Here is a 16,520-nt window from a genome sequence, read left to right as displayed (position 1 = left end):
TCATTAATTCATCTCGATATGAAAAAAAGTACTCTTAAGTTTTCATTGTTAAAGGGGGTAATGATAGCCATTACCCCCTGTTTTTTAACATAGATGAAGAGAAATTAGTGGGTCACATTCATTTCACCTGGTTGAGAAGTTTGATTCTGAAGGGGTTTTCTTCTATGATTGACTACATTGATTTTTGCTCCAACCATTAAAATCAACCCAGTTAAGAAGAACCAGATCATCATGACGATAATTCCACCTAAACTTCCATAAGTTGCAGAATAGTTACCAAAATTACTTACTTGAACCTCTCGCCACTTAACGACCTTACGGTCTGTTTGAAGTGGGAGATTCCTAAGAGCACCAGTGCAACCGCCGGTTCTTAATTAGGCTATCCCCGCAGTTCCTGCGGTTAATCGTAATGCTTCATTACGAATATTGATACTTGCGTTCATGTCTCGATCGTGATGTTCGCCGCAAGAAGGGCAATCCCATTTACGCAATCCGAGATTTCTAACATCTTTGTTTTTGTATCCGCACTTTGAACATAGTTGACTAGAGGGAAAATTTTTTGCGACAATGACTACTTGTTTGCCATACCACTTCGCTTTGTATTCAAGCATCATACGGAATTTCGACCAACTAACCTCACTGATAGATTTGGCTAAATGGTGGTTTTTCAATAGATTCCTTACTTGTAAATCTTCTATACCGATGATGTCGTGGTTTTTGACAATACCGGTCGAGATTTTATGCAAGTCATCCATTCTTGCATTGGTAATTTTCTCATGCAGTCGTGCAACCTTTATCCGTTGCTTATGCCAGTTGGAAGAACCCTTTTTACGCCTTGAAAGCGTACGTTGTGCTTTGGCTAATTTCTTTTCAAGTTTGCGAAAATAGTTGTGATTCTTATGTATTGTTCCATCAGACAAAATCGCAAAGTCCTTGAGGCCAACATCGATCCCTAAAGCTGAACCGGTTTTAGGTAACGCTTCAACCTCTGTTTCAACAAGGATGGATACAAAATATTTTCCGGTAGGATGACGTCGAACCGTCACATGAAGGATACGACCTTCAACCTCACGACTTTTAGCAAATCGAACGAAGCCCAGTTTAGGTAACTTGATCTTGTTGTCGATAACCGCAATATTCCCGTTTGTGTGTTTCGTCGTGTAGGACTGCACGTTGTTCTTTTTCGATTTGAACCGCGGTGCCTGATTTTGTTTTTTAAAGAATCGAGTATACGCATCAGCGAGGTTTTTGAGGGAGGATTGAAGTGCAGTACTATCAACTTCTTTCAACCAAACGAATTCTTTCTTTAATGGCGGTAATTGAGAAGAGCAAGTATTATACGATAACCCTTTGCCTGTTTCACGGTAGGTATCGTTCCATTGAGCTAAAAAATGATTAAATACAAAACGAGAACAACCAATGGTTTTAGCGATTAAGGTTTCCTGTTCTTTGTTTGGATAGATCCGGAACTTATACGCTTTTTTGACGAACATGAATGACCACCTCGTCCGAAGGGAATGTATGTTCTTATTCTAACACAACGAGGTCCACTTTGGCTAACGCCAACCGACATTCATCTCCCACCTACTCATTGGGATACGCCCTTCACATTCCTTGAGGTGGGAGTCTTCTGTCGGTAAACGATAAAGGGTGTCGATCAAACTGTGGAACAATTACCTGGACAGTTGGATAGAGTGACGAAGCAAACTGGAGAGTTAATTGATACAAGCAAAGATACTCTTGCAGATGTAAATGAGAAATTAAGAGCTTTAAGCCCTTTATTTTATATTGTCGGAGATATTGGTGATACTACTAGAAAATTATCTTCATCACTAGTAGATGCAACGAACGCTGTGAAGAAAAATACCTCTGAAGGAAAGGAAATAACCCGTAAGCGGGACTTGAGCGGTTTGTACGGAGCACTTGCAATCTGTTATTATTGGAAACAGAAACGAAATGCTAAAAAAACTTTACAACAGGAGTATTGATTAATGATGAAAAAAGGTAAAAACAATTACGGAAACCTCAAATTATTGGGAATTGTCAGTTCGTGTTTTATAACAGGGTTTTTAGGTGGAGTCATGTTATTTTTGAAAAAAGAGAGTACTCGCACTGGGAAATCGATTTTAATGCTGTCGAAAGAAAAGTATAATAGTAAGAAAGAAGACATGTATAACAATGGAAGAACTCAATATATCAACATTAAAAATATTGAGGATGAGTTCAAAAAGGATGCTGTATCTAATGCAAAAAAGGAAGTTGCCACATCAAAAGAAAAGGCAGAAAAACCAGAATAATAATCAGGACAACCGATTAAGGCGCGTTACTTAAAACGCGTCTTTTATTATGGCATTTATTAAAAATTAGTGATTGAGTTAAAAGCAGGGGTTTGAAATAATTGGTATCGAGATTATCTTCAGGATGGTATGTCCTAAAATATAAAAGTAAATTTAATGGATTATGAGGCTTAAGCCTATAAAAGACGAACTACGGGAGAGTGAAGATGGAAAAAGAACTACTGGATATGGATCAATTAAGAGTATACTTTGTTGAAGATTGTAAGTATTATTAATTGTTTTAAACTCCTATATGCTATATCTGACGCTTTCCTGATCTATTGAGAGCGTGTTTTTTATATCCGCGATTATTTTCAGAAGATAATAATTTTATTTTAGTTTTAAGAGGAAATTTATGTCGATATATAGAAAAAGTAAGTAATAAAGATTACATTTCTTGTCGGAGTATCTAGGAGGTTCACAGTGAGAAAAATATTACCAGCATCCATTCTATCTTATACCCAATATGGTTACCTAAAGGTTGCCAAAACTCTCAAAAGTCAATGTCCGGAATGTGGTAGATCAGGTAATTTTATATTGAAGGCAAATTATTATCAGGTTAAGAAAACGGGATTGTTTGCTGAGGGTCTTTGTTCCGAATGTAAGAAACCATCCATATTCGTAATCATGCTAAATGACAGGTCAGATCAAGGCGTTCAAGAAGCCGAAGTTTATATTTATGACCCGATGGCTTCGAAAGGCCATCTGGATGAAATCGAAGGAAATAAACACATTCCGAAGGATCTTGTCAGATCGTATGTGTCTGCCTTGAATGTTAGTCAGGCAAAAGACAACTCTGCAACAGCAGTCATGTCAAAACGTGTCATTGAGAGTGTCCTCAAAAACTATCTTGGTGAGAAAACAAAAGAACAATCTCTTTCTCAACAATTTGAACTGTTACCCCAGCATGTTGATTTAAGTAAACCTATTCAATCTCTCAGCCATTTGGTCCATCCCGACAGTCCCTTTTATGAAATGCTTGAATTGGAAAGGGAAATTGATGATGAAACAGCCGTGTTGTTGATGGAATTGCTAGAAGGCTTGATCGAATACCTCTTTGTCCTTCCTGAAAAAATTGAGTCTGTACATAATGAAATCGAAAGGAAACTCAAGTAGAAAAAGATTTACTCGCTCCCTTTATAATCTCAAGGGGGCTTTTCTTATTTGTTCAGTGCTTTAATAAATCTATCATATGAAGTTGATTTAAAACTAAATTTAAGCTAGAGTAAAGAAATTAATGAACTACTGTTAAAAGGAGCCACGATATGAAAGTCGCCTACTTAGGACCTAAAGGAACATTTTCAGAGGAAGCAGCTTTTCGATATTTTTCTTCAAATGAAATGGAATGGCTGATGTGTGAATCAATTATCGATGTATTGGAGGCTATTAAAGAAAAGAAAGTCGATAAAGGGATCGTCCCGATTGAGAATTCCATTGAGGGAACGATCAATATCACAATTGATGGATTGTTGAGAAACAATCTTTTTATTGATGGTGAAGTCATATTACCTGTAGCATTACACTTGCTTAGCGTAAAAGGGGCAGAAATCAATCAAATCAAGGAAGTATGGTCAATTCCTCCCGCTTTAGCTCAATGCAGGGATTATATACAGTCGCTGCGGGCTTCAAGCAGACATTTCAGCAGTACCGCTGCTGCTGCTAAAGCCGTCAAAGATGAAGGGGAAAAGGAATTCGGAGCAATAGCATCTGAATGGTCCGCTCAAGCCTTCGGGTTACAAATAATCAAGAAAAATATTCAAGATTATACGGAAAATCATACACGGTTTGTAATTGTTACGAATACTCCAGAAACGATTACCCATTCAAATAAAGCAATGCTGGTCATTACTCCTTTCGAAGAACGTCCAGGTGTCCTGGTAACGATATTAAACGTTTTTTCATCTTTATCGATTAATTTATCCTGGATTGAATCTCGTCCTACTAAAAAGAAGTTAGGCGAATATCGATTTTTTGTTGAAACACAAAAGGGCGTGGATGATCCGGATATGTTAAGAGCGAAAACAATCCTGGAAACCTATGGCCACGACGTTCAAATTCTAGGCAGCTACAATACCACAAGTTTATGATGGGGAATCTCCTATCATAGACTTTCCAGAAGGAACCGCATTTTTGTAAATGGACAAAGCATGAATGTTCTTGGTTCAGCAGAAGCTTATTTGTTTGATGGAGATGAGAATAAATTACCCCTATGGAAAACATGAGGAGATCTTCCAATCAAATGGCTTCTAATTTAGCTCCTCCGATGGACCAATTGGTTTAACCAGGAATTCAGTAGGGTAGGTTAAGCCCTAGGAGGAGCATATGATAAAAATATTATTATATATCATTGGATCAGTGTTGATCATCTCAACCATCGCTGGTATCGTGGGACTTAATAAAAAGCAAGAAGCAAAGACGAAAAAACATGAAGAGGTAGTTGCGTTAGGTGATTCGTTGACCTACGGGGTAGGAGACAATACGGGAAACGGCTATGTCAGTGATCTTCAATTGTTACTTTCGCAAAACAAAGGTGGAGCGGTCACAGTTCATAATTATGGAATTCCAGGGCAACAATCCGATGGTTTGCTTTATCAAATAAAAAATACAGATGTAAAGGATGACTTAGATGATGCAGATTATTTCATCATTTTCATCGGGACAAATGATGTACTTAAAAGTAATGGCCACAATTTGCTGCCAATCTATGAAAAACGGCTAGAAGTTGGAAAAGCTGACTATGAAAATAATATAAGAGAAATTCTCAGTATCATCCGTAATAAAAATCAGGAAGCGCCTATTCTTTTTCTCGGCCTATACAATCCATTTCCTGACTCAGTACAAATTGAGCAGGTAATTGAAGAATGGAATAAGACCAGTAATGAGATCATCAATGAATACCCACGTGTAAAATTCATATCGACCAATGAACTCTTTCAAAAAAAATCTACCGAGTATTTCAGTGATTCCCTCCATCCAAATAAAAAAGGCTATAAATTGATTACAAAGAAAATTGTTAATGAATACGATTTTTAAACGTTAATCAACAGTAAGGGAATTCGCGGTCCTTACTGTTTTTGCTTTTTTATTATGATGACGGTTAGATTGTTGAAGGATTTGGTAGTACATAGATCGAACTTTTTTATTTGAAAATATATGAACTGAAGGAGGAAAATGATTTGGGTATTTCTCTGTCAAAAATCACTCCAAACTTATGGTTCGATCATCAAGCTGAAGAGGCAGCCAACTTTTATGTTTCAATTTTCAAGGATTCAAAGATTGTGAATGTGACTCGGTATGGAGAAGCAGGGCCTGGTCCTGAGGGAAGTGTATTGACTGTAACTTTTGATATTGAGGGTCAATCGTTCGTAGCGCTGAACGGTGGCCCACATTTCACTTTCTCACCTGCCATTTCATTTTTAGTGGATTGTGAGACGCAGGATGAAGTGGATGGGTTATGGGATAAGCTATCCATTGGTGGGGAAAAAGAGCAATGCGGTTGGCTTAGAGACAAGTATGGCGTATCTTGGCAAATCGTTCCTGCCGTTTTGAGAGAAATGTTGAATGACCCTGATCCTGAAAAATCGCAACGAGTCATGAAAGCTATGCTTCAGATGAAGAAAATAAATATAAAAGATTTACAAAAAGCATATGAACCATTGACAAAGAACTAAAGACAGCTATATTTGTCTATAGGAATAATATGAGTGTACTGGGTGGACACATTTCATGGAACATGAGATGTGTCTTTTTTAATGATTATTTCCATCAAATAATTATTCTGAAAAAAGCCTTGTTTCATTTTTATGTATCTGTTAAAATAACAAACAATTAAATTTATTGGCCACACTTCAAGTACATTTTCATTGAAGTGATGGTAGAGGCGCGAAAACCAAAAGTACTTTGCATGAAGAGGTTGAGCTCTAATGAGTGCATAGGAAAGGGGGATTCGCCGAAGCCGAATTGTTTCTCAACGAGCATTTGGCTGGACCTGTACTGAATAAGTACAGGGCTGTCATACGACCAGAGTCCCAGCTGTCGTATGGAGGACTATCTCACGTAAAGGGAATAAGTGTGGCAGACGTTTGAGGATTGACTCTCAAGGTCTGACGATTTGTTTATTTATTTCAACCATTTTTTTTGATGGTTCAAATAAAACGTCCGTCACACTTTTAATGAGTCAATCCTTTTTTACACTATAAGAAAGTATAAATACTTTCTTAAGTATAAGTGCACAAGCTGTTCACTTCGGAAGCAATACTCCGCACGAAGGAGAAGCATTTGCTTTTTCGAGGAACTAAGGCTCAGCCGTCGCCACAGGCTTGGCTTTGCCAAGTTTTCTTTATCTTTTTCAAACGAAAGGAATGTAAAGATGGGATTAATTGTACAAAAATTTGGTGGTACATCTGTAGGTTCAATTGAACGAATTCAAAATGTGGCCGATCGGGTCATCGATACTTACAAGCAAGGTAAGGATGTCGTTGTCGTCGTTTCAGCAATGGGAAAAAGCACTGACCATTTGATTCAAATGGCGAACGATATTTCTAACAATCCCTCAAAAAGGGAACTTGATATGCTCGTTTCAACAGGAGAGCAGGTTTCGATGTCATTATTAGCAATGGCGTTACAAGAAAATGGCTATCAATCTGTTTCACTTACAGGTTGGCAAGCTGGGATCCAAACGGAAAACACTCATGGCAATGCAAGGATTCTAGATATCGATACAAAACGACTCAATGGGTACTTAGCTGCTGGAAACATTGTCATAGTTGCTGGATTCCAGGGGCTGACGGATGACGATGAAATCGCCACGCTTGGAAGAGGAGGATCCGATACGACCGCCGTAGCATTGGCTGCTTCTTTAAGAGCTGAAAAGTGTGAGATCTATACAGATGTTACGGGTGTATATACTACTGATCCAAGAGTGGTGAAAGAAGCAAGAAAGTTGGATTCCATTTCTTATGATGAAATGCTTGAAATGGCGAATCTAGGGGCGGGAGTCCTACATCCTAGATCAGTCGAATTTGCCAAAAATTATAACGTGAAATTAGAGGTTCGTTCAAGTATGGAAAAAGAAACCGGAACAATGATAGAGGAGGAAGTTTCTATGGAAGGAAATCTTACAGTTCGGGGAATTGCATTTGAAGATAATGTTACAAAAGTGACGGTCCATGGATTGCAGGATGATATATCTACTTTATCAAAGTTATTTACCATTCTTTCTGATCACAAAATCAATGTAGATATCATCATCCAAAACACGAACGGCAATGAATCCACGGATATTTCTTTTTCATTGGATTCAGCGGTGCTCAATAACGCATTGGAAGTGTTGAGTGAATACCAGCCTCAATTGAATTATGATCATATTACCTATGATGGAGATCTTGCGAAAGTATCGATCGTGGGATCAGGAATGATTTCCAATCCAGGTGTCGCAGCTAAAATGTTTGATGCTCTCGCTTCTCATGGAATAAAGATCAAGATGGTCAGCACGTCAGAAATCAAAGTGTCTACGATTGTCGATAGCACAGCAATGATCTCTGCAGTTGAATGCTTGCATGAAGCATTTGAACTTGTAGAAAGAAAACCTGTCCAAGTGTAATAAAAATTGACTCCTGTATACTGCTATGCAAGGATCGAGAAGAACGACCTGTAAAAATAATCGAAACAATCAAAAAAAGACTGTTGACTTTTGCATTTGGAATAGTTAGAATGGTAAACAAATTAAATCTTATCAAGAGTGACGGAGGGACCTGGCCCAATGATGTCCGGCAACCTGCATGTATGCAAGGTGCTAAATCCAGCAAAATGGATTCCCATTTTGGTAGATAAGGTGAAACGATGATTAGCCTGAGAGTCTTCCAATTTGGAAGGCTTTTATTTATTCTCAAATATTGAAAAGTTGAAAAGGCTGCTGACTAGACAAACTAGAGGCGACTTTAACCTTTGAACAGGTTAGGGTTGCCTCTTTCTTTTTTCACAGAAACGATAGGAGGGATTAATTTGGGACAATTAATAACGTACAAAACATGGTCTGACAATAAACTGGATATCTCCATAGACTCTGAAACCAAAGGTGCTTTACCGGTATTGGAGTGGGCTTACGGCCAGTACAAGGAGGACCTCATTTATGCTTGCAGCTTCGGGGCTGAAGGGATTGTATTGGTCGATTTGATTTCTAAAGTTAAACCATATGCAAAAATCGTTTTCCTGGATACCGGGCTTCACTTCGACGAGACATATGAATTGATTGAAAGAGTGAAAGCTCGTTATCCGCAATTACAAATTGAAATGAAAAGACCTGAATTGACAGTAGCAGAACAATCTGAAACGTATGGAGAGAACCTCTGGGAACATGATCCGACCCAATGCTGTCACATCCGGAAGGTGGTTCCGCTCGCGCAGACTTTATCAGGATATAAAGCTTGGATATCGGGGCTTAGAAGAGAACAATCACCTACGCGGAGAGACACAGAGTTCATCAATAAAGACGAAAAGTTTCGAGCAATCAAAGTTTGTCCCTTGATTCACTGGTCCTGGAAAGATGTCTGGCGATACATCAATGACCATGACCTTCCCTATAACATCCTCCATGATCAGGGATATCCAAGCATCGGATGTGAGAAATGCACTTTACCGACAGATGATGCTGCTGATTTACGAGCAGGGAGATGGACGAATTTGAAGAAGACAGAATGCGGTCTGCACCTATCATGAGGGGAGCAGACGTTAAATGATTCTGATTGCATTTTCAGTTGCTTTCTTCTTCGCCATGAATATGGGGGCGAGCGGGGCTGCCGCATCAATGGGCGTCTCTTACGGGTCGGGTGCGATAAACAAGAAAATCATCGCTTTGGTCATTTGTGGAACAGGTGTTTTTCTTGGAGCGGTCATAGGTGGGGGGGAAGTCGTCGAAACAATCGGCTCCGGAATCGTCCCTGAAGACATCATCACAACCCAGACAGCAGTCATCATCCTTGGTGCGGCCACCATTTCATTAGGGTTCGCCAATCTGATCGGGATTCCGTTATCCACGAGTGAAGTCACTGTCGGATCGGTCGTTGGTGTGGGGCTGGCGTACCAATCACTCTATGTAAAAAGCTTACTGACCGTTGTCCTGATATGGATTCTAATTCCGATCATTGCTTTCGTAATTGCCCTGATCTTCGGGAAAATGATCCAATCCATCCAGAATAGATACCATACTGTTCTAGAGGGGAATTGGAAGAAATGGTTGACCGTTCTTTTGATCCTGATGGGGTTTTTGGAAGCTTTTTCAGCCGGAATGAACAATGTCGCCAATGCGATTGGTCCGTTGGTTGGGGCTGGAATGATTTCTATCTCACATGGAACGTTGATTGGAGGTGGATTCATTGCTTTAGGAGCAATCCTCTTTGGAGGAAAGGTGTTGGAGACAAACGGTAAACGTATTACGAAATTCTCACTTCTTGAAGGTAGTGCCATATCAGGAACAGGTGCAACGTTAGTCATCATCGCGTCCATTTTTGGAATACCTGTTCCACTGACACAAATCACAACCTCAGCCATCATCGGAATCGGGACGGGGCAGAAAGGTCTTTCTTTCCTGCAAAAGAACATCATTTTGCAAATGATAAAAGTTTGGGTCGTCTCACCTGTATTTTCACTTGTCATTTCATACGGGATGGTCAAGGTTTTATTGGATAGCGATTTCTACACCCTTAGTGTCATAGGGAGTGTATTCATTGCAACCATTGGATCATTGAGTCTGATCAAAACGATCAAAGCAGAAAAACGTACCATACATGAACAAGGAGGAATTTAACATGAGCACAAGCATTCCACATGGAGGGAAATTGATCAATCGTATCAATCCACATTTTGATTACGAGTCATTGAAAAAAGAAATCGAATTGGATGCAACCGCACTCAGTGATCTTGAATTGATTGCAATCGGTGGGTACAGTCCACTTGAAGGATTTTTAGGAGAAAAAGATTATAAAAGTGTCGTTAACGATATGAGACTTGACAATGGATTGCCATGGAGCATTCCGATCACTCTACCGGTAACTGAAGAAAAAGCCTCTCAATTACAAATCGGTGATCAGGTAAAGCTTGTGAAAGATGGAAAGGTATATGGGGTGATTAGCATCCATGAAAAGTATGTTCCCGATAAGCTCCGGGAGGCACTACATGTCTACAAAACGGCAGAAACTGCCCATCCCGGTGTGAAAAAATTACTAGAGCGGCCTAATGTTTACATAGGAGGCCCTATCCATCTCGTCCAACGCCCGGCAAAAGACCGATTCGCAGATTATTATCTCGATCCGGAGCAAACACGTGAACAATTTGACGAACTTGGTTGGAAGACGGTGGTCGGTTTCCAAACACGGAATCCTGTCCACCGAGCACATGAGTATATTCAAAAATCCGCACTAGAAACGGTTGATGGTTTATTCCTGAATCCGCTTGTCGGAGAGACGAAAGCGGATGATATACCGGCAGATGTGAGGCTGGAAAGCTATGAAGTCCTTCTTGAAAATTACTATCCGAGGGACCGCGTTTTTCTAGCGGTTTTCCCAGCCGCTATGCGTTATGCCGGTCCGAGAGAGGCGATCTTTCATGCACTTGTCCGAAAGAATTTCGGCTGCACCCATTTCATTGTCGGCAGGGATCATGCCGGCGTAGGGAATTTTTATGGAACTTACGATGCTCAAAAGATATTCAGTCATTTTACAAAAGAAGAGTTAGGAATCGAAACATTATTTTTCGAGCATAGCTTTTATTGTTCAAAATGCGAAAATATGGCTTCGACGAAAACATGTCCACATGACAAGCAGTATCATGTCGTGTTGTCTGGTACGAAGGTGAGGGAGCTTCTTCGAAATGGATCGACCCCACCAAGTACGTTCAGCCGCCCAGAAGTGGCCGAAGTCTTGATAAAAGGATTGAAACAAGAACCGGTAACAACTTGAACAACTGAAGGAGTGAGATAAGTGGCAATTCAAAATATCATATGGCACGAATCGGCTGTATCGAAAAGCGAACGACGTCGTTTGAATAAACAGACAAGCAGTATCATCTGGTTTACAGGTCTTTCTGGATCCGGGAAGTCTACATTGGCAAACGCTGTCGACCGGAAGCTGCACGATCTAGGGTTGAGGAGTTACGTACTGGATGGGGATAATATCCGCCATGGTTTGAACCAAGGACTTGGTTTTTCAGTAGAGGACAGGCAAGAAAACATCAGGCGGATCGGTGAGGTCGCGAAATTGTTTGTCGATAGTGGTCAATTCGCCATCACCGCTTTTATTTCCCCATTTAAGGAGGACCGGAATCGGGTGCGGGAGATGGTTGAAGCCGATGAATTCATCGAAGTTTATGTGAAATGTCCATTGGCTGAGTGTGAAACACGTGATCCGAAGGGGTTGTATGAAAAGGCGCGCAAAGGAGAGATACCTGATTTCACCGGCGTAAGTTCGCCATATGAAGAACCCGAATCACCAGAACTGGTCATTGAAACAAACAACTATTCAGTTGAGGAATGTGCCGATCAAGTGATCACGTATTTAAAAGAAAAGAACCTATTTTAAGAGGAGGATGTTCCATTGGCATATGAAAAAATCTGGGCAGACAACGAAAAGCTGAATAAAACCGAATTGAAAAAGCTTGAGAAAGACGGACTTGAAATCTTTAAAGATATCCCGCATTACGCTGAAAATGGTTTCGAATCAATTCCTAAAGAAGAGTGGGATTCATTCAAATGGGCAGGCCTGTATCTACAACGGCCGAAAGAAGATGGTTATTTCATGATGCGGGTCAATGTCCCGTCAGGTGTACTGAATTACGAACAAGCAGAAGCACTGGCATCGATTTGTAAAGACTATGGCCGCGGGGTATTCGATGTCACTACACGCCAGGCGATCCAGTTCCACTGGCTGGAAATCGAGAACATCCCGGATATTTTCAACCGTCTACAACGGGTAGGTCTTTCTTCTGCGGGAGCTTGCGGGGATATCACACGTAATATCGTCGGAAATCCGCTGGCTGGAATAGATCCGAATGAGTTGTTCGATACAGAACCGATTGTAAGAGAGATTTATGAGTATTTCCAACATAATCAAGATTTCTCGAACTTGCCGCGGAAATACAAGGTCTCAATCAGCACGAATGTCCATAATGCATCGAATGCTGAAATCAATTGCCTTTCCTTCACCCCGGCTGTCAAAGAAATCGATGGAGAGGAAGTCAATGGGTTTCATGTAAAGGTAGGTGGAGGTCTCGCGGCAAGACCATATCTTGCAGAAACATTGGATGTCTTCATACAGCCGGAGCAAGTCAAAGAGACAGCGATTGCGATCACGACGATCTTCAGGGACTTCGGTTACAGGGAGAAACGTCACCGTGCACGGCTTAAGTTTCTTGTCGCGGATTGGGGTCCTGAGCAATTTAAAGAAAAATTAGTTGAGCTTACAGGTCCCTTGCCTTCAAAAGGTGAGGATGTCCAAAAGGATTGGAATGCAGGCTACTTTTATGGTGTGCATAAACAAAAACAGGACGGGTTGAATTATATCGGATTCAACGTTCCAGTCGGCCGGTTGGATGCAGATGAGGTTTTGGAAATCGCTAAAATATCAAAACAGTATGGAAATGGCGAGATCCGGACTTGTAACTCTCAAAATATCATTATACCGAACATCCCGGACGAGAAAGTCGATACACTCTTGCAAGAAAAGATATTTGAGAGGATTACGATTGAACCGAAACGCTTCATTGCATATTCTGTATCGTGCACGGGGATTGAATTTTGCAACCTTGCATTAGTGGAAACGAAAGAGCGGATGCGTCGGATAGCAGAATACCTCGATGAACAGATCAGGGTGGATGTCCCGATAAGGCTTCATATGGTTGGATGCCCGAATTCGTGCGGACAACGGCAAATCGCTGATATCGGATTGCAAGGGATCAAAATGAAATCGAAGGAAAAAGGCATGATTGAGGCATTTGAAATCTATGTCGGCGGTACATTAAATGACGGCGGGAAATTCAATGAGAAGTTGAAAGGTAAGATTGATGGCGAACACCTTCCTGCTGTTCTAAAAGAGTTTCTTGTCTATTTTAAAGAAGCGAAGATCCCTGGGGAATCGTTCTATGATTTCGTCGGCCGTCTCGGTATAGAGCCGCTACAGGAAGAATTGGATCATATTTTAGGAAATGTGACCGAGAATGTTTCGTGATAGGAGGGGCGATGAATGAACTTATACCGGTTTGAAGTGACGGCGAATGGTGAAGTGATTCCAGTCATCATCGCTGCAGAAAATGATAATGCGGCATTCCATCTCGTAGAAGTTGAACTTGAAAAATATTTTCTGAGATTACCTGAGGTTGATGATATATCGCTATATGAGAAAAAGAAGATCCGTAGAGGCAACGGTTTTGTCCTACATGAACAAGAGACGATTTTGACCGGCAGTTAAACATGTGAAGGAGAGGATGAAATGGGTAAAGTCTATCTAGTGGGGGCAGGTCCAGGGGATCCAGGATTGATAACAGTTAAAGGAATGAAGTGTATAGAAGAAGCAGATGTCATACTTTACGATCGATTGATCAACAAGGAACTATTAAACTATGCAAAGCCTGATGCAGAACTGATCTATTGCGGTAAACTTCCAGACTATCATCTCATGAAACAGGAAACGATCAATCGTTTTCTCGTTAAAAACGGGAAAAAGGGTAAAATCGTCACGAGGTTGAAAGGCGGCGATCCGTTCGTGTATGGCAGGGGCGGAGAAGAAGCAGAAGAATTAGCGAAGCATGGGCTCGAGTTTGAAATCGTTCCAGGAATCACATCTGGAATCGCAGCTCCTGCATATGCGGGTATACCTGTCACACATCGGGAACATAGCTCAACCTTCGCATTCGTGACTGGACATCGACGTAAGGATAAAGAAGGGGACGACCTCCATTGGGAAAGCCTTGCAAAAGGGATCGATACACTTGCCATTTATATGGGAGTAAAAAACCTTCCCTATATTTGTGAACAACTGTTGAAGCATGGTCGTCCTGCTGCTACACCTGTCGCCCTTGTCCATTGGGGCACGATCGAGGAACAGCGGACCGTGACCGGAACATTAGACTCCATTGTCGAGATTGTTGAACAAAGTGATATTAAAAATCCAAGCATGATCATCGTTGGTGAGGTCGTACGCCTGCGCGACAAAATCAACTGGTTTGAACGATTGATCCAGCCAGAAAATGAATTGCAGACACAAGTTGCTTTTTAAGATGGAGGGATGAGATGCAAGCCATTCTATACATCGGTCATGGCAGCAGGGTTGAAGAAGCAAGGAATCAAGCCGCTCGATTCATGCAACAAAGTATGGAGCACCAATCAGTACCGATCCAGGAAATCAGTTTTCTGGAATTGGCACACCCGACGATTGAAGAAGGGTTTCAACGATGCCTTGAACGTGGCGCCACTCGGATAGCAGTCGTCCCAGTCCTGTTGCTCACTGCTGGACATGCAAAAACAGATATCCCTTTAGAGCTGGAGCGATTACAAATGAGATGGCCGGATGTACAAATTACGTATGGGCGACCGTTTGGCGTTCATATGGGTATCATCGATATTTTGGTCGAACGAATCTATGAGCAGCAACAACCGGTTAACGATGCGATGGTCCTTCTAGTCGGGAGAGGCAGCAGTGACCCAGATGTGAAAAGAGATTTACGTAAAATTGCCGATCTGTTGCATGAGAAATATCCATTCAAAAGAGTGGAAACATCGTTTTTGGCTGCAGCAGAACCCAGTTTTGAGAAAGGGCTTGAACTAGCTGAACAATTCGGTCACAAGCAAGTGTTTGTGGTCCCCTATCTATTATTTACGGGGATCTTGATGAAAAGCATGGAAAAGACGATCAGAAAAATGATTCCTGCTGATCAGGAATTCATTTTGTGCAAGTACCTCGGTTACCACCCGAATCTTCAAAAAGTGGTCTCTGAGCGAACGCTTGAAACATTAGGAGTGATTGCATGAGCCATTACCCGATCATGCGATCTAGAAGGCAAAAAGGCTGTCGTCATTGGCGGTGGAAAGGTCGCTTATCGTAAAATCAATTCACTTGTTGAAGCTGGTGCAACTGTCACGGTTGCAAGTTTCGAGATAAATGACGTGTGAAAAAACTGGTTGTTACGAAAAAGATAACGTGGGTGGAAAACATGTGGAGGCTGCCGACTTCAGGTGCTCTCGTTGTCATTGCTGCTACTAATCATCGTAATGTGAATAAAAGTATCGCTGAATAGGCTGGAAAACATCAGTTAGTCAATATTGTCCGATGACCCGGTCTGTGGAAACTTCCAGGTCCCAGCTAAACTATCTAGATGATGAGAAATCGAAAGATGAGGTCCGTGTAATGTTTGCAGAGATGGTTGAATGGTGTGTGGATGAAGGCGTCGATTTCATTTTAGGGGGGACATTCTACTATCATGAGGAAGCGTTGATCGCACTTGAGGAAATCAAAAGGAACGGACTGGATGCCGTGATCTCGTTAGGGCTGATGGGAGAAGGGATTCTACGTGATGATTATACGGTTGAAGAATCTTGCAGAATACTGGAGGAAAACGGGGCGCTGGTCGTCGGAATGAACTGCTTCAGAGGACCTGATACGATGCAGCCCCATCTGGAAAAGATCCGTGAAAACGTAAAAGGATACATTGGGGCTCTTCCGCTTCCATACCGAACTACGGAAGAACATCCTACTTTTTTCAATTTAGCGGATGGTGGATGCAGCTGTACATTGCCCACAGAAACGACTTTCCCGACCTCGCTGGATCCGCTGTATCACAATCGTTATGAACTAGCTGAATGGGCAAAGAAAGCACATTATGAAACAGATATCAAATTCATCGGGTTATGTTACGGAGCATCACTTGCCATGATCCGGGCAGTGGCTGAAGCAGTCGGCCGCATTGCTCCGAATTCGAGGTATTCACCGAATATGGAAAAGCATTTCTTATTCGGACAGGATGAAACCTTGAAAAAGCATAATTTGGAGTTCCGTACAAGAGCATAGAATATGTTGGCAGAAGGGCTGATCTATTTTTGGATCAGCCCTTCTTAATTTCGAAATACGAATAAATATCTGGATTCGGCTTATACATTCAGAAATTGGCTTGAAAAAATACAAATTCGCTTAATTATTAAAG

At 41.3% G+C, this 16,520-nt stretch carries 18 protein-coding genes, 2 pseudogenes and 2 riboswitches; of the genes and pseudogenes, 18 read left to right on the top strand and 2 right to left on the bottom strand.

Annotated features, from left to right (window positions below; genetic code table 11):
- Positions 1-104: 104 nt before the first annotated feature.
- Positions 105-290, bottom strand: a pseudogene (locus tag ACJROX_RS17385) (YhjD/YihY/BrkB family envelope integrity protein); the annotation flags it as partial.
- Between the two features lie 84 nt (positions 291-374).
- The gene (gene tnpB / locus ACJROX_RS17380) at positions 375-1,493 is read right to left on the bottom strand and encodes an IS200/IS605 family element RNA-guided endonuclease TnpB (RefSeq protein WP_408006465.1); all 1,119 of its coding nucleotides are present in this window, start codon (positions 1,491-1,493) and stop codon (positions 375-377) included.
- A gap of 171 nt (positions 1,494-1,664) precedes the next feature.
- On the opposite strand from tnpB, the gene ACJROX_RS17375 reads away from it, so the two are divergent.
- The 18 genes and pseudogenes from ACJROX_RS17375 to ACJROX_RS17290 form a co-directional block, all read left to right on the top strand.
- Positions 1,665-1,988: a DUF948 domain-containing protein gene (locus ACJROX_RS17375; RefSeq protein ID WP_408006463.1), complete on the top strand. Its 324-nt coding sequence runs from the start codon at positions 1,665-1,667 to the stop codon at positions 1,986-1,988.
- Between the two features lie 3 nt (positions 1,989-1,991).
- The gene (locus ACJROX_RS17370; RefSeq protein ID WP_408006462.1) at positions 1,992-2,297 is read left to right on the top strand and encodes a hypothetical protein; all 306 of its coding nucleotides are present in this window, start codon (positions 1,992-1,994) and stop codon (positions 2,295-2,297) included.
- Positions 2,298-2,759: 462 nt separating this feature from the next.
- Positions 2,760-3,452 carry a hypothetical protein gene (locus tag ACJROX_RS17365; protein WP_408006461.1) on the top strand — a complete coding sequence of 231 codons (693 nt, stop codon included), beginning with the start codon at positions 2,760-2,762 and terminating at the stop codon, positions 3,450-3,452.
- A 149-nt stretch (positions 3,453-3,601) separates the two neighbouring features.
- A complete protein-coding gene (gene pheA / locus ACJROX_RS17360; RefSeq protein ID WP_408006460.1) occupies positions 3,602-4,423 on the top strand; it encodes a prephenate dehydratase in 822 nt (273 codons plus the stop codon).
- 235 nt (positions 4,424-4,658) lie between these two features.
- A complete protein-coding gene (locus ACJROX_RS17355) occupies positions 4,659-5,369 on the top strand; it encodes a GDSL-type esterase/lipase family protein (RefSeq protein WP_408006459.1) in 711 nt (236 codons plus the stop codon).
- A gap of 143 nt (positions 5,370-5,512) precedes the next feature.
- Positions 5,513-6,007: a VOC family protein gene (locus ACJROX_RS17350; protein ID WP_408006458.1), complete on the top strand. Its 495-nt coding sequence runs from the start codon at positions 5,513-5,515 to the stop codon at positions 6,005-6,007.
- Positions 6,008-6,203: 196 nt separating this feature from the next.
- Positions 6,204-6,394: riboswitch (Lysine riboswitch) on the top strand.
- A gap of 311 nt (positions 6,395-6,705) precedes the next feature.
- Complete coding sequence (locus ACJROX_RS17345) at positions 6,706-7,938, top strand: aspartate kinase (RefSeq protein ID WP_408006457.1); 1,233 nt, start codon at positions 6,706-6,708, stop codon at positions 7,936-7,938.
- Positions 7,939-8,064: 126 nt separating this feature from the next.
- Positions 8,065-8,171, top strand: a riboswitch (SAM riboswitch).
- 168 nt (positions 8,172-8,339) lie between these two features.
- The gene (locus ACJROX_RS17340) at positions 8,340-9,053 is read left to right on the top strand and encodes a phosphoadenylyl-sulfate reductase (RefSeq protein WP_408006456.1); all 714 of its coding nucleotides are present in this window, start codon (positions 8,340-8,342) and stop codon (positions 9,051-9,053) included.
- 16 nt (positions 9,054-9,069) lie between these two features.
- Entirely contained in the window at positions 9,070-10,140 is a 1,071-nt protein-coding gene (locus ACJROX_RS17335) for an anion permease (RefSeq protein ID WP_408006455.1), read from the top strand.
- Position 10,141: 1 nt separating this feature from the next.
- A complete protein-coding gene (gene sat / locus ACJROX_RS17330) occupies positions 10,142-11,290 on the top strand; it encodes a sulfate adenylyltransferase (RefSeq protein ID WP_408006454.1) in 1,149 nt (382 codons plus the stop codon).
- Between the two features lie 21 nt (positions 11,291-11,311).
- Positions 11,312-11,908 carry an adenylyl-sulfate kinase gene (gene cysC / locus ACJROX_RS17325; RefSeq protein WP_408006453.1) on the top strand — a complete coding sequence of 199 codons (597 nt, stop codon included), beginning with the start codon at positions 11,312-11,314 and terminating at the stop codon, positions 11,906-11,908.
- 15 nt (positions 11,909-11,923) lie between these two features.
- On the top strand, positions 11,924-13,552 hold the full coding sequence (locus tag ACJROX_RS17320) for a nitrite/sulfite reductase (RefSeq protein WP_408006452.1): 1,629 nt from the start codon (positions 11,924-11,926) through the stop codon (positions 13,550-13,552).
- A 15-nt stretch (positions 13,553-13,567) separates the two neighbouring features.
- Positions 13,568-13,792, top strand: coding sequence for a DUF3906 family protein (locus ACJROX_RS17315; RefSeq protein ID WP_408006451.1), 225 nt, complete (start codon positions 13,568-13,570; stop codon positions 13,790-13,792).
- Positions 13,793-13,813: 21 nt separating this feature from the next.
- Positions 13,814-14,599, top strand: a complete 786-nt coding sequence (cobA, locus tag ACJROX_RS17310) for a uroporphyrinogen-III C-methyltransferase (protein WP_408006450.1) — start codon at positions 13,814-13,816, stop codon at positions 14,597-14,599.
- Positions 14,600-14,613: 14 nt separating this feature from the next.
- The gene (locus ACJROX_RS17305; protein ID WP_408006449.1) at positions 14,614-15,351 is read left to right on the top strand and encodes a sirohydrochlorin chelatase; all 738 of its coding nucleotides are present in this window, start codon (positions 14,614-14,616) and stop codon (positions 15,349-15,351) included.
- 3 nt (positions 15,352-15,354) lie between these two features.
- Positions 15,355-15,492 (top strand): NAD(P)-dependent oxidoreductase, encoded by a 138-nt coding sequence (locus tag ACJROX_RS17300; protein ID WP_408011695.1) that lies wholly within the window; start codon positions 15,355-15,357, stop codon positions 15,490-15,492.
- A complete protein-coding gene (locus ACJROX_RS17295; protein WP_408006448.1) occupies positions 15,489-15,617 on the top strand; it encodes a hypothetical protein in 129 nt (42 codons plus the stop codon). The genes ACJROX_RS17300 and ACJROX_RS17295 overlap by 4 nt, the downstream gene beginning before the upstream one ends.
- A gap of 77 nt (positions 15,618-15,694) precedes the next feature.
- A pseudogene (locus ACJROX_RS17290) lies at positions 15,695-16,387 on the top strand (homocysteine S-methyltransferase family protein); the annotation flags it as partial.
- Positions 16,388-16,520: the final 133 nt, after the last annotated feature.

The organism is Pseudalkalibacillus sp. A8 (assembly GCF_045920555.1).
In the GTDB taxonomy this organism is placed as follows: Bacteria; Bacillota; Bacilli; order Bacillales; family Fictibacillaceae; genus Pseudalkalibacillus.
The sequence above is the reverse complement of the archived record's forward strand: the minus strand, read 5'-3'. Positions and strand labels throughout refer to the sequence as shown.